Source organism: Sedimenticola selenatireducens DSM 17993, from assembly GCF_000428045.1.
GTDB classification, from domain to species: domain Bacteria; phylum Pseudomonadota; class Gammaproteobacteria; order Chromatiales; family Chromatiaceae; genus Sedimenticola; species Sedimenticola selenatireducens.
This window is the reverse complement of record NZ_ATZE01000007.1, coordinates 100,786-122,036: the sequence shown is the minus strand read 5'-3', so window position 1 is coordinate 122,036 and position 21,251 is coordinate 100,786. Positions and strand designations below refer to the sequence as shown.

At 57.9% G+C, this 21,251-nt stretch carries 22 protein-coding genes; 11 read left to right on the top strand and 11 right to left on the bottom strand.

Translation table 11 applies throughout. The features are described 5' to 3' along the window. Nucleotides 1-63 precede the first annotated feature (63 nt). From A3GO_RS0106045 to mepK, 6 genes are all read left to right on the top strand, one after another. Complete coding sequence (locus A3GO_RS0106045; RefSeq protein WP_037374757.1) at nt 64-846, top strand: (Fe-S)-binding protein; 783 nt, start codon at nt 64-66, stop codon at nt 844-846. Next, the gene (locus A3GO_RS0106040) at nt 830-2,248 is read left to right on the top strand and encodes a LutB/LldF family L-lactate oxidation iron-sulfur protein (RefSeq protein WP_029132645.1); all 1,419 of its coding nucleotides are present in this window, start codon (nt 830-832) and stop codon (nt 2,246-2,248) included. Before A3GO_RS0106045 ends, A3GO_RS0106040 begins: the two co-directional genes overlap by 17 nt. Beyond that, a complete protein-coding gene (locus A3GO_RS0106035; protein ID WP_029132644.1) occupies nt 2,241-2,897 on the top strand; it encodes a LutC/YkgG family protein in 657 nt (218 codons plus the stop codon). The genes A3GO_RS0106040 and A3GO_RS0106035 overlap by 8 nt, the downstream gene beginning before the upstream one ends. An 82-nt stretch (nt 2,898-2,979) precedes the next feature. Further along, nucleotides 2,980-3,501 (top strand): SprT family zinc-dependent metalloprotease, encoded by a 522-nt coding sequence (locus tag A3GO_RS0106030; protein ID WP_029132643.1) that lies wholly within the window; start codon nt 2,980-2,982, stop codon nt 3,499-3,501. Nucleotides 3,502-3,650: 149 nt separating this feature from the next. Further along, on the top strand, nt 3,651-5,348 hold the full coding sequence (locus A3GO_RS22755; protein WP_051301886.1) for a L,D-transpeptidase family protein: 1,698 nt from the start codon (nt 3,651-3,653) through the stop codon (nt 5,346-5,348). Between the two features lie 141 nt (nt 5,349-5,489). Beyond that, nucleotides 5,490-6,065, top strand: a complete 576-nt coding sequence (gene mepK / locus A3GO_RS0106020; protein ID WP_029132642.1) for a peptidoglycan L,D-endopeptidase MepK — start codon at nt 5,490-5,492, stop codon at nt 6,063-6,065. 198 nt (nt 6,066-6,263) lie between these two features. Here mepK and A3GO_RS0106015 read toward each other — a convergent pair whose 3' ends face one another. Beyond that, the gene (locus A3GO_RS0106015; protein ID WP_029132641.1) at nt 6,264-6,737 is read right to left on the bottom strand and encodes a DUF1499 domain-containing protein; all 474 of its coding nucleotides are present in this window, start codon (nt 6,735-6,737) and stop codon (nt 6,264-6,266) included. 117 nt (nt 6,738-6,854) lie between these two features. Here A3GO_RS0106015 and A3GO_RS0106010 point away from each other — a divergent pair, with 117 nt between their 5' ends. After that, nucleotides 6,855-7,718, top strand: coding sequence for a sterol desaturase family protein (locus tag A3GO_RS0106010; RefSeq protein WP_029132640.1), 864 nt, complete (start codon nt 6,855-6,857; stop codon nt 7,716-7,718). A 30-nt stretch (nt 7,719-7,748) separates the two neighbouring features. Here the strand turns inward: A3GO_RS0106010 and A3GO_RS22750 are convergent, their stop codons facing one another. The 3 genes from A3GO_RS22750 to alaC all read right to left on the bottom strand — a co-directional run bounded on the left by A3GO_RS22750 (nt 7,749) and on the right by alaC (nt 11,433). After that, nucleotides 7,749-8,792: a hypothetical protein gene (locus A3GO_RS22750; protein WP_051301885.1), complete on the bottom strand. Its 1,044-nt coding sequence runs from the start codon at nt 8,790-8,792 to the stop codon at nt 7,749-7,751. Nucleotides 8,793-8,871: 79 nt separating this feature from the next. Next, nucleotides 8,872-10,185, bottom strand: a complete 1,314-nt coding sequence (locus tag A3GO_RS0106000) for a homoserine dehydrogenase (RefSeq protein WP_029132639.1) — start codon at nt 10,183-10,185, stop codon at nt 8,872-8,874. Nucleotides 10,186-10,239: 54 nt separating this feature from the next. After that, nucleotides 10,240-11,433 (bottom strand): alanine transaminase, encoded by a 1,194-nt coding sequence (alaC, locus tag A3GO_RS0105995; RefSeq protein WP_029132638.1) that lies wholly within the window; start codon nt 11,431-11,433, stop codon nt 10,240-10,242. A 137-nt stretch (nt 11,434-11,570) separates the two neighbouring features. Here alaC and A3GO_RS0105990 point away from each other — a divergent pair, with 137 nt between their 5' ends. The 4 genes from A3GO_RS0105990 to A3GO_RS0105975 all read left to right on the top strand — a co-directional run bounded on the left by A3GO_RS0105990 (nt 11,571) and on the right by A3GO_RS0105975 (nt 13,565). Further along, on the top strand, nt 11,571-11,969 hold the full coding sequence (locus A3GO_RS0105990) for an Mth938-like domain-containing protein (RefSeq protein WP_245621681.1): 399 nt from the start codon (nt 11,571-11,573) through the stop codon (nt 11,967-11,969). Nucleotides 11,970-12,042: 73 nt separating this feature from the next. After that, nucleotides 12,043-12,654 carry a fumarylacetoacetate hydrolase family protein gene (locus A3GO_RS0105985; RefSeq protein WP_029132636.1) on the top strand — a complete coding sequence of 204 codons (612 nt, stop codon included), beginning with the start codon at nt 12,043-12,045 and terminating at the stop codon, nt 12,652-12,654. A gap of 13 nt (nt 12,655-12,667) precedes the next feature. Then, on the top strand, nt 12,668-13,129 hold the full coding sequence (locus A3GO_RS22745; protein WP_051301884.1) for a PaaI family thioesterase: 462 nt from the start codon (nt 12,668-12,670) through the stop codon (nt 13,127-13,129). Nucleotides 13,130-13,151: 22 nt separating this feature from the next. Further along, on the top strand, nt 13,152-13,565 hold the full coding sequence (locus A3GO_RS0105975) for a PaaI family thioesterase (protein ID WP_169720370.1): 414 nt from the start codon (nt 13,152-13,154) through the stop codon (nt 13,563-13,565). 391 nt (nt 13,566-13,956) lie between these two features. Here A3GO_RS0105975 and purF read toward each other — a convergent pair whose 3' ends face one another. From purF to trpB, 7 genes are all read right to left on the bottom strand, one after another. Continuing rightward, nucleotides 13,957-15,471 carry an amidophosphoribosyltransferase gene (gene purF / locus A3GO_RS0105970; RefSeq protein ID WP_029132634.1) on the bottom strand — a complete coding sequence of 505 codons (1,515 nt, stop codon included), beginning with the start codon at nt 15,469-15,471 and terminating at the stop codon, nt 13,957-13,959. Nucleotides 15,472-15,514: 43 nt separating this feature from the next. Further along, a complete protein-coding gene (locus tag A3GO_RS0105965; RefSeq protein WP_029132633.1) occupies nt 15,515-16,003 on the bottom strand; it encodes a CvpA family protein in 489 nt (162 codons plus the stop codon). 139 nt (nt 16,004-16,142) lie between these two features. Further along, a complete protein-coding gene (locus A3GO_RS0105960; protein WP_029132632.1) occupies nt 16,143-16,745 on the bottom strand; it encodes an SPOR domain-containing protein in 603 nt (200 codons plus the stop codon). 111 nt (nt 16,746-16,856) lie between these two features. Next, nucleotides 16,857-18,119 carry a bifunctional tetrahydrofolate synthase/dihydrofolate synthase gene (gene folC, locus A3GO_RS0105955; protein WP_029132631.1) on the bottom strand — a complete coding sequence of 421 codons (1,263 nt, stop codon included), beginning with the start codon at nt 18,117-18,119 and terminating at the stop codon, nt 16,857-16,859. 163 nt (nt 18,120-18,282) lie between these two features. After that, complete coding sequence (gene accD, locus A3GO_RS22740; RefSeq protein ID WP_051301883.1) at nt 18,283-19,188, bottom strand: acetyl-CoA carboxylase, carboxyltransferase subunit beta; 906 nt, start codon at nt 19,186-19,188, stop codon at nt 18,283-18,285. 71 nt (nt 19,189-19,259) lie between these two features. Then, nucleotides 19,260-20,066, bottom strand: a complete 807-nt coding sequence (gene trpA, locus A3GO_RS0105945) for a tryptophan synthase subunit alpha (RefSeq protein WP_029132630.1) — start codon at nt 20,064-20,066, stop codon at nt 19,260-19,262. Next, nucleotides 20,063-21,247: a tryptophan synthase subunit beta gene (gene trpB / locus A3GO_RS0105940; RefSeq protein WP_084609858.1), complete on the bottom strand. Its 1,185-nt coding sequence runs from the start codon at nt 21,245-21,247 to the stop codon at nt 20,063-20,065. Before trpB ends, trpA begins: the two co-directional genes overlap by 4 nt. Nucleotides 21,248-21,251 lie beyond the last annotated feature (4 nt).

The window sequence follows — 21,251 nt, the reverse complement described above, 5'->3', positions numbered from 1 at the left end:
TGCGCTCAGCACATTCTATTATTTGCGTATTAACTTTTTGATTCACACTACTCGGGAGCCACTATGTCTCTGATCCAGCACTATCCGGACAGGCCCGAAAAGGTCTATTTTTTCGGCACCTGCCTGATCGACCTGCTCTATCCCCAGGCCGGGCTGGCCGGCATGCGGCTGATCCAGCGGGAAGGGGTCCAGGTGATCTTCCCACAGGACCAGACCTGCTGCGGACAACCGGCCTGGAACTCCGGTTACCGCAATGAGACCCGGGCGGTGGTGCTGAACCAGATCCGCTGCTTCCCCAAGGATTATCCCATTGTGGTCCCCTCCGGCTCCTGCGCCGGCATGATGCGTCACCACTACCCGGAGGTGTTCAAGGGCAAGCCCGAAGAAGCCCTGGTGAATGAATTCTCGCAACGGGTGTTCGAACTGACCGAATTCCTGGTGCATGTGTTGAAGATTGAATTGAAGGATCTCGGCGAACCCGTCAAGGTCGCCCTGCACACCGCCTGCTCGGCACGTCGCGAGATGGGCGTTGCCGATGAGCACGAGGCGCTGTTGCGCCAGCTCGGCAACGTGCAGCTGGTGGAGCAGGCTCGCAAGGCGGAGTGCTGCGGTTTCGGCGGCACCTTTGCGGTCAAGCATCCGGACATCTCCGCCGCCATGGTGGCAGACAAAGCCCAGGCCATCAGCGATACCGGTGCCGACCAACTGGTCAGTGGCGATTGCGGCTGCCTGATGAACATCACCGGGCACATGGAACACCAGGGCATCGGACCCCGGAACCATCACATCAAGGGCCAGCACATTGCCAGTTTCCTCTGGGAGCGTACCCATGCAACAAAAAGCTGAATTCGACCAGCGCGTACAGGAGGCGCTGAACAACCCGCAACTACGCAGCAATTTCCGTATCGCCATGGACGGGCTGATGGAGAAGCGCAGCAACGCCTTTCCCGACAAGTCCTTCATGGAAGAGCTGCGCGTCCTCGGCTCGAAGATCCGCGCCAATGCCCTGGCCAAACAGCCGGAGCTACTGGAGCAACTGGAGGCCAACTGCACCCGCAACGGCATCCAGGTGCACTGGGCCGAGACCATCGAGCAGGCCAACCGGATTGTGCTGGAGATCATGGAACGGCATAACGCCACGCGCATGATCAAGGGCAAGTCGATGGTCTCCGAGGAGATGGAGATGAATCATTTCCTCGAAGCCCAGGGTAAGAGCTGCATCGAGTCCGACCTGGGTGAATACATCATCCAGCTGGATCATGAGACGCCCTCCCACATCATTGCCCCGGCCATCCACAAGAGCAAACAGGAGATCGCCAAGCTGTTCAAGGCCAAGCATCCCGACATCCCCTACAGCGAGGATATCGAGACCATGACCCGCAGCGCGCGCCAGGTTCTGCGTAGCAAGTTCTACGAGGCGGAGATCGGTCTTTCCGGAGTCAACTTTGCCGTGGCGGAGACCGGCACCCTCTGCCTGGTGGAGAACGAGGGCAACGGCCGCATGTGCACCACCGTACCGCCGGTACATATCGCCGTCACCGGCATCGAGAAGGTATTGGAGAAGCTGTCGGATGTCCCGCCCCTGCTGAAACTGCTCACCCGCTCGGCCAGCGGCCAGCACATCTCCACCTACTTCAACATGATCAGCTCACCGCGCAAACCGGGTGAACGGGATGGACCCAAGGAGGTACACCTGGTGCTGCTGGACAACCAGCGCTCCAAGATCTACGAGGATGACGAACTGTTCGACAGCCTGCGCTGCATCCGCTGTGGCGCCTGCATGAATCACTGCCCGGTCTACACCCGCATCGGCGGCCACGCCTACGGCTCGCTGATTCCCGGTCCGATCGGCTCATGTATAGAACCGCAGAAATTCGGCCTGGACAAGTTCGGCGTCCTGCCTACCGCCTCCACCCTGTGCGGTGCTTGCGGCGAGGTCTGCCCGGTGAAAATCCCGCTACCGAAGCTGCTGCACCGGTTGCGCTATGAGCAGGTGCGGGACGACCATACCGGCGCCACCAACGGCCAGGGCTCGCAGCGTTCCGGCAAGGAGGCGATGATCTGGAAACTGTGGAGCTGGGCGCATGCCAATCCTGCTGTGTATCGCAGCGGCACCCGGCTGGCCAGCCTGTTCCGTGGCGCCATACCCAACAAGATCGGTCCCTGGACCCGGGTGCGCACAGCCCCGAAAATCGCCCCGAAATCATTACACCAACTGGCCCGGGAAGAGGGTTTTGACCATGAGTAAGGCACGTGACAACATTCTGGCCCGGCTGCGCGCCAGAAATGCGGAAAAGCCCCCGGTGGATCTGGATCGCGGTTTCAATTCACCTGACTGGAATCGGCAACAACGTATCGAACTGTTCTGCAAGGCGATGCGCTCAGTGAGGACCGAAGTGCACCGGGTCACCGCTGCCGACTGGCCGGAACAACTGGCCAAACTGGTGAAAGAGAAACAGCTGAAAAATCTGCTCTACGCCCCGGCCGGACCGTTGGCGGAAAAGATTGAGAGCGCCTGGCGGGCAGGCGAAGAGTTGCCGGAACTGGTCACCCGTGAAGTGGATGTGGATGGCTGGAAAGAGGAGCTGTTCTTCGACATCGATGCCGCCATCACCTCCACCCGCAGCGCCATAGCCGAGGTGGGGGCGATGATCCTCTGGCCCACCCCGGAAGAGCCGCGCACCTTCTCCCTGGTGCCACCGGTGCATATCGCGGTGGTGGAAGCAGACAAGCTGCACAACACTTTTGCCGATGCCATTGCCAACGAAAACTGGCAGGACGGCATGCCGACCAATGCCCTGCTGATCTCCGGCCCCTCCAAGTCCGCGGATATCGAGCAGACCCTGGCCTATGGCGTGCACGGCCCGGTGGAACTGATTGTGCTGCTGATTGAATAGATTCGACAGACGCCGATGGCGCCCGCTGCAACTTCCCACAAAGGGCAATGCCATCTCTCACCGGATGGTGTAATCTGCCCGGATGTCTGAGACCGCACTGCATCAGGAAGTGGAAGCCCTGACTCAACAACTACTGGCAACTGCCGGCAACCGCTTCCAACAAGACCCGGGCAAGGTGATTGTCCGATTTGACCTCACCGGCAAGGCGGCCGGGATGGCCATCTTTCCGGCCCGTTCCACCCCCGTCATCCGCTTCAATGCGCTGCTGCTGACCGAGAACCGGGATGATTTTCTCAAGCACACCGTGCCGCACGAAGTGGCGCATATCGTCGCCCGCCGCCTGTTCGGAAAAAAGATCAGACCTCACGGCCCGGAGTGGCGCCAGGTGATGCAGCTGTTCGGTGCCGAGGCCTCGCGCTGCCACAACTACGACGTCAGCCGCTCCAGCCGACGCACATTGAAGCGTTATCCCTATCACTGCGACTGCCGTACCCACCAACTCAGCAGCATCCGCCACAACCGGGTATTGCAGGGTCAAAGCTACCACTGCCGCTCCTGCAGACAGCCGCTGATCGAGCTCGCCGAATCAGATCAGGGACTATAGCAACAGTTGGCGGTCGTGATATAAATCAGTTCCCGCCCACTTTGAGGAGACTTCCCCGGTTATACTCAATCCCGCTGCGATCTATACTATCAGGCAGAGCAGGCACTTCTGCGCACCTATGTCTCCACCCGCTGTTGTTCCAAAGGACCATGACTGAGATTAACTTTCACTACCGTCTGCATCTGCTGGTACTACTGGCACTGATGGCTTTCCTTGGTCCGAGCGGCGCCGATGAGAAAGAGATCACGACGTCCGTGCTCACTGGCTCGTTGCAGGAGCAGCTCACCACCGGTGAGTCGCTGCCGATACGCCCCTCCCCGGACTGGTCACAATTGCGGCAGATTTATAGCAACTACGGCAACCGGTTGTTGTGGCATGATGCGGCGGGCCTGATCAGTGAGGCGGGCAGTGCATTGAAACGCTATATCATGGGCAGTGCGGAGCTCGGGTTCGACCCTGGTTTTTATCACGCCCAAAGCCTCGATACCCGGCACCTCGACAAAATTCAGCAGATCATTCGTAGCGACCTGCTGCTGACCGATGCATTTCTCCGGCTGAGCCGGCACCTCGCCCAGGGACAGCTCGATCCAGGCGAAGTGGACCCGCTGTGGAAAATACCCGTGGAACAGATAGATGCCTCACGACTGCTGGATCAGGCGGTGGTCAATTTGGACCCGGTGTCTGTATTGCAAAGCCTGAGCCCGCGATCCCAAAGCTATCACCAGTTGCTGCGGGCGTTGTCTGACTATCGCCGTATAGCCGACCGAGGTGGCTGGCCCGGACTTCCCGAAGCGCCCTTGATACGCCCCGGCGAGCATCACGACCTGATACCACTGCTGCGTCAACGACTCATCGCCTCGGAAGAACTTGAAACGGGCGAATCGCCCATTGATGACAGAATCTACGACCCCCGGTTGCAGCAGAGCGTCGAACGCTTTCAGCAATCGCACGGCCTCAAGCAGGATGGCATCATCGGCCCCGAGACACGCAACGCTCTGAATATTCCCATCGAACAACGCATCGCCCAGATAAAGTCAAACCTGGAGCGCTGGCGCTGGTTGCCGCAACAGCTTGGTGATCGTTACATTCTGGTCAATATCGGCGGCTATCTGGTGCAACTGGTGGAGCATGACCAGATACAGATGGAAAAGCGCACCATTATCGGCCGCCCCATGCGCAATACCCCGTCTTTCGCCACACGCGTGACTCACCTGGTACTGAACCCGACCTGGACCATACCACGACGCATAGCCGTGGAAGACCTGCTCCCGGAACAGCGCCGTGATTCTGAATACCTTTTACGCAAGAACATCCAGGTCCAACAACGGGAGGGGGACAACTGGGTGGAGCAGGATCCGGCCATGATCGAGTGGGGGCAATACAACAAATACAACTTCCCGTTTCAGTTGCGCCAAAGTCCAGGCGACGGCAACAGCCTGGGACGGATTAAATTCCACATGCCCAATCCCTATGCCATCTACCTGCACGACACCCCGGCCCAGAGACTGTTTGAACAGCCCGTCCGGGACTTCAGTTCCGGTTGTGTGCGAGTCCAGGATATCAGGGGATTCGTTCATCAGTTGCTGCCCCAAGGCGATCTCGAAACAGCCTCTTCCTTCACCAGTCAGCTGGAATCCCGTGAAAGCAGTTACTTCAGACTAGCCAACCCGATAGATGTGTTTCTGGTCTATTTCACGGCCTGGGTTGACCCGGCGGGACAGATCCAGTTCCGTCCCGACATCTACGATCTCGACCGCCCACTGATCCTGAGCCTGGGGCAGTTATACCCTTCCCAGGATAAAAAGTTTGCCCATCAGGAAGCGGAAGAAACCTCCTTCCCTAATTAGCGACAACTCTTCGATCCGGCACGCCCACAGCGTGACAGGGCTCACACGGCTGGCAATGAGCGGCCTCTTCGTATAGCATCGACAAAATTTTTTCGATATAAAACAAGCAAGTCAGCCGTATGCATTGGGGAACCCGGCTTCATGATGTTTGAGCCAACAAAAAAATCAGAACTGCAGACACCCACCCTCAGTCGACGCGGATTCCTCAGTGGCTGTGCCGCAGCTGCGGCCGTTCTGGTAGTTCCCAACGCCTTCGCCAACATTGCCAAGAAACCTGAACGCGTGCTGGCGCTGCATCACCTGCATACGGGAGAACGCACCAAGGTTACCTATTGGGCCGATGGCGAGTACATTCGGGACGGACTGAAAGAGATCAATCACCTGTTGCGTGATCACCGCACCGGCGACCAGCACAAAATGGACCCGCGGCTATTCGACCTGCTGCACCAGGTACAGGCCCGTATCGGCTGCCGTGGCGAATTTCACATCATCTCAGGCTACCGCTCCCCCAAGACCAACAGAATGTTGCGCCAAAACAGCAATGGCGTTGCCAAACGCAGCCTGCACATGGATGGCAAGGCCCTCGATATCCGTCTATCCGGATGTGACATCAAACAGCTCCACCGCGCCGCCAAATCGCTGAAAGCAGGTGGTGTCGGTCTCTACACCCAGTCCAATTTCGTTCACGTGGATACCGGACGCGTAAGATACTGGTAAGCCAGTAACCCGCCGGCCTCCATCACCCCCGTGCCTAGGAGTCTGTCGGACTTAACACTAATCTACTGCGGAAGAGCCGGATTTGGCCATATTCTCCGATCTTTCTCGTTGAATAGGTTCACTATTCGCCTCGAAAGATCGGAAAATCTGTCTCAAATCGGCGTTCCCTCGCCACGATCGGTCAAGCCCGACAGACTCCTAGCTTGCCGTGCGCTTCGCCTCGAACAGTGTTCTCAACTGTTCGGTCCGTTTGGCATTGACACCCCCATCACTATAGCCAACCCGCGAACCGGAGCGGATATGGATCAGCTGTCGGGCGGTATCGATACGGACCTCCAGATCATCCACAAATCCGAAAACGACAGAGCTGAACGTGGCGGCCAGATAGCCGTCGCGCTCGGCAAGCACCGTCCCGCCCATCTCGCCGATAATACTTGTTAATAAAGGCAAAATATTCTGCTGATTGTCCGGCGGGATAGGGATCGGCGGGATGTGGTGCGCAGTATCTTCCACATACTCACTACAAACGCAGTTGGGTCTGTCGGGACATTTCGACAGCATTCCCCCGGCCAGTCCCGGAGGCTCTCCCGAGCGGGAAACCATCGCAAGGATAAAGAACAGCATAATCACAGCAACCGTTATGCCGAGCACAATAATAAATGCTGCTTTCATGGGGTCGCTTCCTGTTGCATAAGGGGGAGCATCTTCCAGCTGATGATACGCCACATTGGTTCAGGATGATGTAACATCAGCAGACATGCCCTGTTTGGGTAACCGGTATCGATACTTATGGACTGGAACAACTTTATTCTTGAGAACGAAGTACCAATACGACTCGGCTTTTTCTTCGGCATACTATTGCTGGTGGCTCTCTGGGAGATCCTGACCCCGCGCCGGTTACTGAGTCAGCCCAAGATCCTGCGCTGGTCGCATAACCTGGGCCTCACCTTTCTCAACTCGCTGCTGCTGCGCCTGCTGTTTCCTGCGGCGGCGGTCGGAGTGGCGGTTTTTGCCGGACAACAGGGTTGGGGTCTGTTTAACTATTACCATCTGCCGCTGGCGCTCTCGGCAACCGTTTCGGTCATCCTGCTGGATGGCATTATCTACCTGCAGCATGTCATGGTGCACGCCATCCCCCTGCTCTGGCGGCTGCACCGGGTACACCATGCCGACCTGGATTTCGACGTCACCACGGGCGCCCGTTTCCATCCATTGGAGATCATCTTTTCCATGCTGATTAAATTCGCCGCCATCCTGTTGCTGGGCCCACCGGTGCTGGCCGTTGTAATTTTCGAGATATTGCTGAACGCCACGTCCATGTTCAATCATGGCAATCTGCGACTGCCGGTGAAAGTGGATAGGGTATTGCGACTGTTTGTTGTCACCCCGGATATGCATCGGGTACATCATTCCATTGAGGATGACGAGACCAACAGCAATTTCGGCTTCAACCTGCCCTGGTGGGACCGGCTGTTCGGCACCTACAAGGCGCAACCCGACGCGGGGCATGAAGGGATGACCATTGGTATTGACCGGTTTCGTGACCCGACCAAGGTGGAGCGGCTGCCGGGTATGTTGCTGCTGCCATTTTCCGGCCACAGCACGGGCTATACCATCAATCGGCGCAATTGGAACAAACGCCCCAAGGCGTGACGTCGAGCACCGGAGCGGGCGCCGTTATGCTCAGCCCTGCGGGTTCCTGTCCAGCCATTTACCGAGGGGTTGCGGTCGTTTCCAGAAACGGCGCAACGCGCTCCTGTCTATGCGGTATTTCTGCCCATTACAGGTGTAGAGTTGGAGCGAGTCGAGCCGCTTGTCCCTGACCGCATCCACCAGTGGTTCAATCCAGCGCTCGAATTGATTGATCTGTTCACTCCAGTCATAGGGATCGGCGCAGAGCACCGGGCGTTGCAGCCGATCGTAACAGACAAGGAGTTCTCCACCCGTCGAATCGAGCAGCACATCGACCCTGTCCGGCAGCGGCTCAACGGGTTTACCGGCGACGCTGGCCAATCCACACAGCAGAGGGGAGTTTCCATAAAGTATCGTGAGGCTGGTCCGAGGCTGCCCAGCCAGTTGCCCCCCACCGGATAACCAGAGGCCGTTAATCGGCCCCTTCCCCGCCTGCTCGCGGCGGGCATTGAGATCCGCTGCATAAAACAGCATCTGGATCTCGTTCAGCACTCCGTGCCAGCGAATGCCCTCCTCGCCTTCCGGGAGAAACAGATCCATATTGCGGCCAAACACATCGCTCAGCTCGTAGGTCTTGAGAGCGGGCGCCGATGCCAGCGGTAGATACCAACGGTGCGGATGACCTACCTCCGCCTGCCACCCCTCTTCGGCGAAATGGCTGTTGAAGAGTTGAGCCAGTTCATTCGCTTCATCCAGCGTCAGGTCCAGGTCTTCCACGTCAAACAGCAGCAGCCGGTCCTGATCCGGACGCAGATAGACCGGCGTCAGTTGCAGCCAATAGCGCTCATCGGCGGCTGCGCCGTCACCGAGGCGGCGATAGGCGGCAGTGGGCAGGTTGCGGTCATCATCAGCGGAGATGCCAAACAGGCGGAACAGCACCGATTCCAGGTCGTGCCCAGGGTGCGCCACGCGATGGGCTCGAGCCAACAGCCTTTCCAGCAGCTTAAAATCCAGCGGCGCCCCTGCCTGATTCAGCGTCGGCATCGGTCCCAGCAGACCGGGAACAAGCAGATGTAGATTTCGCGGTTCGGTCATTACCTGCTCGGAGTGTCATAGGGTGGATCAGCGATGGCACGTCCACCATTGCATCATGAGGTCCGCCGCCCGGGTAAGCTCAGCCTTCCAGCTGCTCCATGCGAATACGCATGACAGGGCCCGTTACCGACGCCAACGCCTCCATCCGGTCGATCGCCTGGTTCATCTGCCGTTCCAGCACTTCATGGGTCAACATGATGAGCGACACCTGGGTGTCCCCCTCCGCCGGCTCTTTCTGCTGAATGGCCTCAATGCTGATACCAGAGTCGGCCAGGATGCGGGTAATCTCCGCCATAACGCCCAGTTCATCCGCCACCTGCATACGCAGATAGTAGGCGGTCTCCACATCCTCCATACCGAGGATCGGCAGATCGGACAGTTCATTGGGCTGAAACGCCAGATGGGGCACCCGGTTCTCCGGGTCGGTGGTCAGGGCACGCACCACATCCACCACATCGGCCACCACCGCCGAGGCGGTAGGCTCTGCGCCGGCGCCGGCGCCGTAATAGAGTGTCGGACCGACGGCATCGCCCTTGACCAGCACGGCGTTCATCACCCCATCCACATTGGCAATCAGACGTCGCTCCGGAATCAGGGTCGGATGCACCCGCATCTCGATACCCTTTGCCGTCTTATGGGCAATACCCAGGTGCTTGATCCGATACCCCAACTCCTCGGCAAAGGCCACATCCTGCCGTTCAATCCGGGTAATCCCCTCGGTATAGGTCTTCTCAAACTGCAGCGGAATACCAAAGGCGATGGAGCTGAGAATGGTCAGCTTATGGGCGGCATCGATCCCCTCCACATCAAATGTGGGATCGGCCTCGGCATAACCCAGCGCCTGGGCCTCGGCCAGCACATCCTCGAAGTCGCGCCCCTTGTCACGCATCTCACTGAGAATGAAGTTGCCGGTGCCGTTGATAATGCCCGCCACCCATTCGATCTGGTTGGCCGCCAGTCCTTCACGAATCGCCTTGATAATGGGTATTCCGCCGGCCACGCCCGCCTCAAACGCCACGGTGACGCCCTTTGCCTGGGCGGCGGCGAATATCTCATTCCCATGCATGGCGATCAGTGCCTTGTTGGCGGTAACGACGTGCTTGCCGTTTTCGATCGCCTGCAACACCAGCTCACGGGCTGGCGAGTAGCCACCGATCAGTTCAATGACAATCTCGATCTCGGGGTTATTGACCACGGCGAAGGCGTCATCAGTCACTTCGATCTGATCCAGTCCGCTGATCGCCTCGGCGTTGTATTCACGCGCCGCCGCCTGGGTGATGCGAATTCCCCGGCCTGCCCGACGGGCAATCTCGTCCGCGTTGCGGGTCAGCACATTGACTGTACCGCCACCGACCGTACCCAATCCCAATAAACCTACTTTGACCGCTTCCAAACTCTTTCTCCCAATTTCCTGTCCCATTCCGCGCAGCCGTCGCGCGGGAAATGTTTATTCTACCGCCAGCTTGGCATCCTTGCGGATCATCTCGCGTATGCCGCGAATCGCCTGCCGGGTTCGGTGCTCATTTTCGATCAGTCCAAAACGCACATAGTCGTCACCATGCTGGCCGAATCCGATGCCGGGGGCCACCGCCACCTTGGCATCCTTCAGCAGCTTTTTGGAGAACTCCAACGACCCCATCGCCAGATATTGTTCCGGAATTTTGGCCCAGACGAACATGGTCGCTTTGGGCCGCTCCACCGGCCAGCCGGCGGCTTTCAGACCGTCGCACAGGACATCCCGACGTCGCTGGTACATGTCGCGGATCTCCCGCACACACTCTTGCGGGCCTTCCAGGGCATGGATCGCCGCCACCTGGATCGGCGTGAACATGCCGTAATCCAGATAGGACTTCATCCGCGCCAGGGCCGCCACCAGCGCCTTGTTACCGCACATGAAGCCAACCCGCCAGCCCGGCATATTGTAACTTTTTGACAGCGAGAAGAATTCGACGGCGATATCCTCCGCCCCCTTCACCTGCAGAATCGAGGGGGCCACGTAGCCATCGAAGGCGATATCCGCATAGGCCAGATCGTGTACCACCCAGATATTGTTCTGGCGGGCGATATCGATCACCTTTTCGAAAAAATCCAGCTCGACACACTGACCCGTCGGGTTACCTGGAAAATTGAGCACCAGCATCTTCGGCTTGGGCCAGGAATCGACGATCGCCTCTTGCAGCTTGTCGAAGAAATCCACATCCGGTACCAGGGGCACGTGGCGGATATCCGCACCGGCGATGACAAAACCGTAGGGATGTATCGGATAAGCGGGATTAGGCACCAACACCGAATCGCCCGGGCCCAGACAGGCCAGCGAGAGGTGCGCCAGGCCTTCCTTGGAGCCGATGGTGACAATGGCCTGGGTCTCTGGATCAAGATCCACATCGTAGCGCGTCTTGTACCATTTGGTGATAGCACGACGCAGCCGCGGAATACCGCGGGACATGGAGTAACGGTGGGTATCCTTGCGTTGTGCCGCTTCCACCAGTTTGTCCACGATATGCTGTGGCGTCGGCTGATCCGGATTCCCCATGCCGAAGTCAATAATGTCCTCGCCCCGCGCTCGCGCCGCGGCTTTCAAATCATTAACGATATTGAAAACATACGGCGGCAGGCGCTTGATTCTGCTAAAATCTTCCATCTCGGGCGTTGACACAGGGGACCTCTTGACTGCACTGATTCAGTGGCTGGAAAAAAGGGTTTAACGTAACCGAGCGGTTACAGCCATGTCAACGTAATAAACCGGCAGTAAAGGAGAATTTATTCTTTTTGCAGGGAGTGCCGGGGGCTGCTATCTTTGCCGGCATGAAATTCTCCGTTGCAGACCAATCAAACGGCAATACCATTCACGCCTACACGGACAACAGCGTGGTCGTGAACGGTATCACCTTTTCCAAAAGCCTGGTGATCATGGCCGACCGTATCATCCCCGACTGGCGACCGGACTCCTTTCAGTCGCTGAGCGAGGAGGACTTTGCCGCCTTTGTCGAGCTGTGCCCCGACCTGGTGGTACTGGGCACCGGCCAGCGGCAACAATTCCCGGACCCGCGCCTGTACCGCGCGCTGATCGACGCCGGCATTGGCATTGAAATCATGACCACGCCCGCCGCCTGTCGCACCTATAACATTCTCACCTCGGAAGGTCGTAAAGTGATCGGCGCCCTGTTGTTCAATTGATGTCACTACCACGTCCGATCCGAAGCAAATCGGCCATGCTAGCCGGCCATTCGATTTCCAACCTGGAGCACTGATGAACCCGATCCTCTTTGAAGAGCGACAGATCACCCCGTCCAAGGTGATCTGTATCGGCAGAAATTATGTCGATCATGCAAAGGAGTTGAACAACGAGGTACCCACCTCCCCGGTCATTTTCATCAAGCCCAACTCCGCTATCAGCAGTGAGTTGTATGCCGGTACGGAACAGCCCCTCCATTATGAGGGTGAGATCGCGCTGCTGATCATGGACGGCGCCATTGCCGGGGTTGGCTTTGGGCTGGACCTGACCAACCGGGAGATCCAGGGCGAACTGAAAGCCAAAGGCCTGCCCTGGGAACGCGCCAAGGCGTTCGACCGCGCCGCCGTGTTCAGTGATTTTGTGAAACTCGCGAACCCGGTCGAATCGCTGCGGCTGGAGCTGACAATAAACGACAAACTGGTCCAACAGGGCGGTTATGACCTGATGATATTCAAACCGGACCTTCTGTTGCGGGAGATCTCCCGCAGCTTCACCCTGGAGGACGGCGATATCATCATGACCGGCACCCCCAAGGGAGTGGGCGCCTTCAACCGGGGGGATCGATTCAGGGGCACTATCCTGACCGGCGATAGACCGCTGGTCACACGGGAATGGACCGCTCAGTAGGAAACCATCGGACATGTCAATTGACGAAAACACACTCTATCCGCTCAACGGCATCCGGTCGATCCTGGAAAAGCTCCCCCATGTCGAGGCGTTGGGAATCACGGCCATCGAATTGAACCGGGGCTCCTGCCTGTTCCAGGTCGAATACGCACCTCATCTGGTGGGCAACCTGGAGACCGGAGTCCTCCACGGCGGAGTCATCACCACCCTGATGGACAGCGCCGGTGGTGCCGCCGCCTTTAGCGTGGTCCCGGTCGGCGCATCAATCGCCACCCTGGATCTGCGCATCGATTATCTGAAACCGGCGGAGCCGGGAAAATCCATCCTCGGTTACGCCGAGTGTTACCGGCAGACCCGGCATGTGGCGTTCGTGAAAGGTCACGCCTATCACGACTCACCAAACGATCCGATTGCTCATTTTGTTGCCAGCTTCATGGTTGGCTCGGTAGGATTCGCACCCGATGCACAACAGTGAAACCTCATTATTTGAGAAAATCATGAAACTGAAAGCGGCCGGCGAGTTCCCCGCCATCAGTGACTTGATCCCCTACAGCGCCTTTGTCGGCTTTGAGCTGGATTCGGACGAACAGGGCCTGCTCACTATTCTACGCGCAAAGCCCAGCAATATTGGCAATACCACCATTCCGGCAGTGCATGGTGGCGTGGTCGGGGCGATGCTGGAACACGCCGGGGTGATGCACATCATCCACGAGTGCGATATCGCCCGTTTCCCCAAGATCATCAACATCTCGGTGGATTATTTGCGTCCCTGCATCGGTAACCAGGACACCTTCGCCCGGGGTTATCTGATCAAGCAGGGACGCAGCGTCTCGAATGTGCGGGTGGAGGCGTGGCAGAGCGATCCACAGCGGCCGGTAGCCGCCGCCCATGCTCATTTCATGATGGGTTGACCCGGTCCAGGCCCCTGTGCCTGCCCTGATCGACACATAACCAATAAGGTCTGTAGGTTGGGGTGAGCTTGCGAACCCCAACAAACGGCGTTTCTGTCCAGCGCCCATGTTGGGGTTCGCTCCGGTAGTCACCAATCCGTGGTCGCTTTTGGCGATGGGCCTGGTTGTCGGTTGCGTGAGGTCGATCTGGTCACCCCAACCTACGCACTTCATTAACAGGCCGGATATATGGACGCAATCCTGTCCCTGTCATGCAGCCACAGTGCCTTGCAACGAGGGAGGAGACCATATATGGGCTAACGGCGCACAGGCACCGCGCATTCAGGGCACGGCAATATGCATTCCCACGCAGAGCGTGGGAACGAGGATAGCTACGCGCTGGTCTCCGTCGTTACTGGTTATTATGCAGGCCGATCACCACGTCGGTTGCAGAACTCTCGCCCTGCTTGGCGGTGTCGTTACGGATCAGTTCCAGCTGCTCCAGATACTGCGGACTCACGTCACCGGTGACATACTGACCGTCAAATACCGCCGTGTCGAATCGCTTGACCACTGACTTGTCCTCCTTCTTGACAGCGGAGATGAGATCCTCGATATCCTGGAAGATCAGACGGTCGGCGCCGATAATCTCCTGCACTTCTTCCACGCTCCGGTTGAAGGCGACCAGTTCATTGGCCGAAGGCATATCGATGCCATACACATTGGGGTGTTTTACCGGTGGCGCGGCAGAAGCGAAGTAAACTTTCGCCGCACCCGCCTCTCTGGCCATCTGCACGATCTGCTGCGAGGTGGTGCCACGCACAATGGAGTCGTCCACCAGCAGCACCCGCTTGTCCTTGAACTCCGAATCGATGGCGTTGAGCTTCTGCCGGACCGACTTCTTGCGCACCTGCTGTCCCGGCATGATGAAGGTCCGGCCGATATAGCGATTCTTGATAAAGCCCTCGGCATACTCCACACCCAGCGCATTGGCCAGCGCCAGGGCCGCAGTTCGGCTGGTATCGGGGATCGGAATTACCACGTCGATATCGTGATCGGGCCAGACCCGCTTGATCTTGCCGGCCAGCTTGGTACCCATGCGCGAGCGTGCCTTGTGGACGAAGATGTTGTCGATAATGGAATCGGGACGGGCGAAGTAGACAAACTCGAAGATGCAGGGGGTATGCTCGGTGGGAGCCGCGCAGACACAGCTATGCAGCTTGCCACTCATGTCGATGAAAATCGCCTCGCCTGGAGCCAGATCCCGCACTCGTTCGAAATCCTGCGAATCCAGCGCCACACTCTCGGAGGCGATCATATATTCGGTGCCCTGATCGGTCTCCCGCTTGCCAAAAACGATAGGACGTATGCCGTGGGGATCACGGAAGGCGACCATGCCGTAACCGATGATCATGGCGACAGCGGCATAACCACCCCGGGAACGCCGGTGCACCGCCGCAACCGCCTTGAAAACGTCTTTTTCATCGATTCGCAGTTTACCCAGACTGTGCAGTTCATGGGCGAACACGTTCAGTAGCACTTCGGAATCAGACGAGGTGTTGATGTGGCGCAGATCCTCCCGGTAGAGGTCACCCTTCAGTTCGTCGGCATTGGTCAGATTGCCGTTGTGCGCCAGGGTGATACCGTAGGGTGAGTTGACGTAAAAAGGTTGTGCCTCTGCAGATGAAGAACTGCCGGCAGTGGGATAGCGTACATGGCCGATGCCGATGTTTCCCTTGAGGTTGATCATGTGTTCGGTCCTGAACACATCCCGCGCCAGGCCGTTGTCCTTGCGCAGATGGAGTTTCCTGCCATCCATGGTAACGATTCCCGCCGCATCCTGTCCGCGATGCTGTAAAACCAGCAGCGCCTCGTAGATCGCCTGATTTACCGGGCTGTAACCAAAGATTCCGACAATACCGCACATGATCTGTCTACCCTTGAGAGTCTTCTCAATCGTTAATCAAGATTTAAATAAATTTAAACTTTTCGCCGATATCCGCAGGCAGCAACTGTTTCAGCCAGACGGCAAGCTCCTGGAAATATCCGATCAATTGTGACTCCTTCCACCAGGGATCGTTTGGAAAGGGTGTTAACCCTGCCAAAAGTACCAGTATTGCTACCAGTATAGCTCCCCGTGCCGCTCCAAACAGAATACCGATCAGCCGGTCCGTTCCGCTCAGTCCGGTCTTATCGACCAGTTGACCTACCAGAAAGTTAACCAGCGCACCCAACATCAGGGTCGCTATGAAGAGAATAAGAAACGCGGCGCCAAGCCGGACCGAGGGGACGGTGAACCAGTCCAGTTGCAGGGCGAGATTACGGAAAAAGGTCCAGGCGACCCAGAAGGCGAGCACCCAGACTGCCAGAGACAGCGCTTCACGCACGAAGCCACGGATCAGGCTGATGATTGCCGATAGGCCGATAATGCCGAGAATGACGAAATCAATCCAGATCATTCAGAACATCACCTGGCTGCTGGGTCTAGACCTTAAATTCATAGAGGAATTTTTGTCTTGGAAAACGCGCGATTTTATCAGAGGCTCATGAGTAGCAGAAGCAATTAATGCCATTCAAACCAATGTAATTCTCTTCAAATCAAGGGTAGGATTTAACAGCGCCCTTTAAATTCAATGGTTTAAGATCTTTATTCAGACTATCAAGCATTTTGTCAGCCAGCTTACGGTCAACCTCGGGACCGACCTTGACCCGGTAGAGCGTCTTGCCATCCACATCCGCCTGCTCCATGAAGGCGGCATATTTCATCTCACGAATCTGCTGCACCAGTTTCTCCGCGTTTTCCCGGTTGGAGAAGCTGCCGACCTGAATCACCCAGGCGGTCAGTCCCTCACGCGGCGCCACTGCCGGGGGCTTCGTCTCCGTCTGTTCGGCTGCATCAGATGGTGTAGAGGATGGTGCGAGTGGCTCCGGTTTTTCAACCACCACGGGTGCCGGAGGTGGTGGTGGCGCCTTCAGCGGCACGATCTCCGGGCGGTGCGAAATCGGCGGAATGGAGAGTTTTTCATCTTCAGCAGGGATCACGCGGGAGGAAAAATCACGTTCGGGTTTGGGTGGGATATTGGTTTTTTGAATGCCGGTTTCAACTATCGGCTCATCTTCCAGCAGCATGGGAACAAATATCACTACCAGAGACACCAGCACCGTCGCTCCCACCAGGCGTTTTTTCAATTTTTCATCCACGTCGCATACCCTTCGCCGATTCCGAGGTCGGCTCCATTATAGGGATGGATACAACCACCGTTCCAGTCCCCTGCGGAGAATTGTCCAACTGCACCCGATGGTTGCTGCGTATCATACCAGTTTCACCACATCTCCCACCGCATAGAATGAGCCGAATACCACGATCCGGTCACCCTCACCGGCAGCGCTAGTGGCCGCTGAAAAGGCGGCAGTGACATCGTCAAAGCAGCGCCGCTGCCCTGCCTCTATCGCCTGCGCCTGCAACGCCTGCTCCAATTGCGACAGACTGGCCGCCCGTACCGCATCGATCGGGAACAGATACCACTCATCGATACGCGAAGACATGATCTTCACCACCTGTTCAATCTCCTTGTCTGCCAGCATGGAGAAGACGGCGATGGTGCGGCCATGACAAAACATATCCCCCAGATTATCCGATAGCGCCTGGGCCGCTTGGGCATTATGGGCCACATCCAGAATCACCTGGGGATCACGCCCGACCACCTGAAAACGACCGGAAAGCTGTGCCTCCTGCAATCCGAAGCGCACTGCCCGCTGGTCCAGCGGCAGTTCATTACGCAACAGTTCCAACGCCATCAGTGCCGCTGCGGCGTTCTGCAACTGAAATTCTCCACGCATGTTGGGCAGCGGCAGTGAATGACGCGGATGGGTCGCATGCAGCCAGTCCCAGCCCTGGTCCTGACGGCGCCACTGGTAATCCTGACCCGCCAGCAGCAGATGGGCGCCCACCTTTTTCGCGCTCTCCCGGATCGAATCCGGTATGTCGTTGCCGGCGAAAACTACCGGTCGACCCGGCCGCATGATACCGGCCTTCTCCCGTCCGATCTGTTCCCGGGTCTGGCCCAGCCAGTCCGTGTGATCAATGTCCACAGTGGTGATCAGGGCGACATCGGGATCAATGATATTGACCGCATCCAGCCGTCCGCCCAGCCCCACTTCAAGCACCACCACGTCCAACCCCGCTGAGGCAAACAGATCCAGCGCCGCCAGGGTGCCAAACTCGAAATAGGTCAACAGGCTGTCTCCACGCGCCTGATCAACACGCTCAAACGCCTCACAGAGCTGACGATCGGGTACCGGCTCACCATCGATCAGAATTCGTTCGTTATACCGCACCAGGTGGGGCGAGGTGTAGCAACCCACCCGATAGCTGGCCGAACGCAACATGGCCTCCAGAAAGGCGACGCAGGAACCCTTGCCGTTGGTTCCCGCTACCGTGATCACCTGGCATGCCAGTGGGTCGGCGTGCAGCCTGCGCCAGACCGCGCTTACCCGCTCCAGCCCCAGTTCAATCTGTTTAGGGTGCAGGGTACTCTGCCAGTCCAGCCAGTCTTCGAGATGTTCAAATCGCATGGAGGTTATTATCGTAAGTGTACATTTGATCGGCGGAGTCGGAGTCAAACCCAAACTGTCCAGCAGCCCGCAGGTTGGGGTGAGCCTGCGAACCCCAACTGTGTTGCATGCATGTGCGCCAGAATGTTGGGGTTCGTTCCTCACCCCAACCTACGGTCCTTTTCTACTCTTCCGTTCTGGAAACCACCTCGATGGTTTCAGTCTTGGCAACGGGTTTCGGCTGATGGGTCAGGATACTCAACAGATCAGCCAGCTTGTCGCGCATTTCACGCCGGTCAATAATCATGTCCAGGGTGCCGTGCTCCAGCAGAAACTCGCTGCGCTGGAACCCCTCCGGTAGGGTCTCGCGCACGGTCTGCTCGATCACCCGGGGACCGGCAAACCCTATCAGGGCGTTCGGCTCGGCCACATTCAGATCCCCCAGCATGGCAAAACTGGCAGAGACACCGCCGGTGGTCGGATCGGTCAATACCGAGATGTAGGGAATTCCCTGTTCGCGCATCTTATGCAGTGCGGCACTGGTCTTGGCCATCTGCATCAGGGAGTAGAGTGACTCCTGCATGCGGGCGCCACCGCTGGCCGAGAAACAGATGAAGGGGATGCGCCGCTCCAGCGCCACATTCACTCCCTGGACAAACTTTTCCCCCACCACCGAGCCCATGGAACCACCCATGAAGCTGAATTCGAAGGCCGCCGAGACTACATTCAGGCCCTTCAGGGTACCCTGCATGACAATCAGCGCATCTTTCTCTCCCGAGGCCTTCTGCGCCTGGGTAATCCGGTCCTTGTACTTCTTGCTGTCCTTGAACTTCAGCGGATCGGTTGGCGACAGTTCCGCGGCAATCTCCTGCCCGGAATCCATATCAAGAAATGCCGCCAGACGCTTGCGCGCGCCGATCCGGTTGTGATGGCTGCATTTGGGACAGACATCAAGATTTCGCTCCATCTCGGCGCGATAGAGGACGGCCCCACAGCCGGGGCACTTGGCCCAAAGCCCCTCTGGAACGGCCCGTTTGCTGCCGCCTTCCGTACGGATACGGCTCGGCATCAATTTTTCAAACCAACTCATGGTTAAATCCCGTTTATACTCTTTAAACCCGTCCAACCGATGCCCATGTCAATACCCACCCGGCATCGTACCTAAATCAGATCAATTGCATGCCGCATGGAGGAGAGGATCATGGCAACAGCCGGGGCGATCTCTTCCGGCGTTTCTCGCAACTCCTCGATCCGCTTTACCAGCACACTGCCGACAATGACCGCATCCGCCACCTGAGCCACCGCCTGCGCTGTCTTGGCATCCTTGATACCAAAACCGACACCGACCGGCAGTCGGGTATGCTTGCGGATCTGGGCAGTCTTGGCGGCCACGTCGCCAATCGCCAGATGCCCGGCACCGGTGATACCTTTTACCGACACATAATAAACAAAACCGCTGGCTGTATCACAGATGCGCTGCATGCGATCTTCCGTGGTGGTCGGGGCCATCAGGAAAATCGGATCGATATCCCGCGGCCGCAGTGATGACAACAGATCATCCGCCTCTTCCGGTGGCAGATCCACCGTCAGAACACCATCCACGCCGGCCTCATGCGCGGCCAGGGCAAACACCTCATAACCCATCACTTCAATGGGATTGAGATAGCCCATCAACACCACCGGGGTGCTCGTATCCCGCTCGCGGAATTTATGCACCATGGCCAGCACATCCCGCAGGCTTATGCCGTGCTCCAGGGCGCGCTCGCTGGCGCGCTGGATCACCGGTCCGTCCGCCATCGGATCGGAGAACGGTACTCCCAGTTCGATAATATCGGCACCCGCCTCGACCATCGCATGCATCAGCGGTACCGTGACAGCGGGACCCGGGTCACCGGCGGTAACAAAGGGAATCAGCGCGACCCGTCCCCGCTCTTCCAGTTGCTTGTAACGATCACTGATTCTGCTCATATTTTCAGTCCATCCAGTGCTGCCACGGTATGCATATCCTTATCACCACGACCAGAGAGATTGACCAGCACGGTCTGTTTTTCGTCCATATCACGGGCCAGTTTCAGCGCATAGGCGATGGCATGGCTCGACTCCAGCGCCGGGATAATGCCCTCCACCCGGGTCAGGGTATGGAATGCCGCCAACGCCTCCTTGTCGGTGGCGGCCACGTACTTGGCGCGACCGACATCCTTGAGCCAGGCGTGCTCGGGACCGACCCCGGGGTAGTCCAGCCCGGCAGAAATGGAGTGGGTTTCGATAATCTGGCCGTTCGGATCTTCCATCAGATAGGTTCGGTTGCCATGCAACACCCCGGGTGTACCGGCACAGAGAGGTGCCGCGTGACGACCCGAATCGAGTCCGTCACCGGCGGCTTCAACGCCGTAGATCGCCACCGAAGAGTCATTCAGAAAAGGGTAGAACAGTCCGATAGCGTTGGACCCGCCACCGACACAGGCGACCAGTGCATCCGGCAACCCGCCGGTCTGCTGCTGCATCTGCTCCTTGGCTTCACGGCCGATCACCGCCTGGAAGTCCCGGACCATGGCCGGGTAAGGATGGGGGCCAGCGACCGTACCGATGATATAGAAGGTATTGTCAATATTGGTCACCCAGTCGCGCATCGCCTCATTCAGAGCATCCTTGAGGGTCCTGGAACCGGATGACACCGATTCAACGCGGGCACCCAGCAATTTCATGCGATAGACATTGGCCTCCTGGCGGGCGATATCCACCTCACCCATGTAGACCACGCACTCCAGTCCCAACCTGGCCGCGACCGTGGCAGTCGCCACTCCATGCTGACCGGCACCGGTCTCGGCAATGATACGGGACTTGCCCATCCGCTTGGCCAGCAGCGCCTGACCAATGGTATTGTTCACCTTGTGCGCACCGGTATGATTCAGGTCTTCCCGCTTCAGGTAGATCTGGGCACCGCCGTTCTCGCGGCTGAGCCGTTGTGCGTGGTAGACCGGCGAAGGCCGTCCCACGTAGTTCGCCAGATCGGCATCCAGTTCAGCCAGGAAAGCGGCGTCCTGCATATACTTTTCATAGGCGTCACGCAGCTCTTCCAGCGGCTCCATGAGTGTTTCTGAGACAAACAGTCCGCCATAGGGGCCAAAGTGACCACGGCTGTCCGGCATACGG

Coding starts and splice junctions, on each gene's coding strand:
- purF (WP_029132634.1), bottom strand. CDS start 15,471: ATGTGCGGTATTGTCGGAATCTTTGGTTACAGCCCGGTAAATCAGGCG.
- A3GO_RS0106015 (WP_029132641.1), bottom strand. CDS start 6,737: ATGAAAGCAGCATTTATTATTGTGCTCGGCATAACGGTTGCTGTGATT.
- A3GO_RS0105965 (WP_029132633.1), bottom strand. CDS start 16,003: ATGATCTGGATTGATTTCGTCATTCTCGGCATTATCGGCCTATCGGCA.
- accD (WP_051301883.1), bottom strand. CDS start 19,188: ATGAGTTGGTTTGAAAAATTGATGCCGAGCCGTATCCGTACGGAAGGC.
- A3GO_RS0105985 (WP_029132636.1), top strand. CDS start 12,043: ATGAACCCGATCCTCTTTGAAGAGCGACAGATCACCCCGTCCAAGGTG.
- A3GO_RS0106035 (WP_029132644.1), top strand. CDS start 2,241: ATGAGTAAGGCACGTGACAACATTCTGGCCCGGCTGCGCGCCAGAAAT.
- A3GO_RS0106010 (WP_029132640.1), top strand. CDS start 6,855: ATGGACTGGAACAACTTTATTCTTGAGAACGAAGTACCAATACGACTC.
- alaC (WP_029132638.1), bottom strand. CDS start 11,433: ATGGAAGATTTTAGCAGAATCAAGCGCCTGCCGCCGTATGTTTTCAAT.
- trpB (WP_084609858.1), bottom strand. CDS start 21,247: ATGCCGGACAGCCGTGGTCACTTTGGCCCCTATGGCGGACTGTTTGTC.
- trpA (WP_029132630.1), bottom strand. CDS start 20,066: ATGAGCAGAATCAGTGATCGTTACAAGCAACTGGAAGAGCGGGGACGG.
- folC (WP_029132631.1), bottom strand. CDS start 18,119: ATGCGATTTGAACATCTCGAAGACTGGCTGGACTGGCAGAGTACCCTG.
- A3GO_RS22750 (WP_051301885.1), bottom strand. CDS start 8,792: ATGACCGAACCGCGAAATCTACATCTGCTTGTTCCCGGTCTGCTGGGA.
- A3GO_RS0106030 (WP_029132643.1), top strand. CDS start 2,980: ATGTCTGAGACCGCACTGCATCAGGAAGTGGAAGCCCTGACTCAACAA.
- A3GO_RS0106040 (WP_029132645.1), top strand. CDS start 830: ATGCAACAAAAAGCTGAATTCGACCAGCGCGTACAGGAGGCGCTGAAC.
- A3GO_RS0106045 (WP_037374757.1), top strand. CDS start 64: ATGTCTCTGATCCAGCACTATCCGGACAGGCCCGAAAAGGTCTATTTT.
- A3GO_RS0105975 (WP_169720370.1), top strand. CDS start 13,152: ATGAAACTGAAAGCGGCCGGCGAGTTCCCCGCCATCAGTGACTTGATC.
- A3GO_RS22745 (WP_051301884.1), top strand. CDS start 12,668: ATGTCAATTGACGAAAACACACTCTATCCGCTCAACGGCATCCGGTCG.
- A3GO_RS22755 (WP_051301886.1), top strand. CDS start 3,651: ATGACTGAGATTAACTTTCACTACCGTCTGCATCTGCTGGTACTACTG.
- mepK (WP_029132642.1), top strand. CDS start 5,490: ATGATGTTTGAGCCAACAAAAAAATCAGAACTGCAGACACCCACCCTC.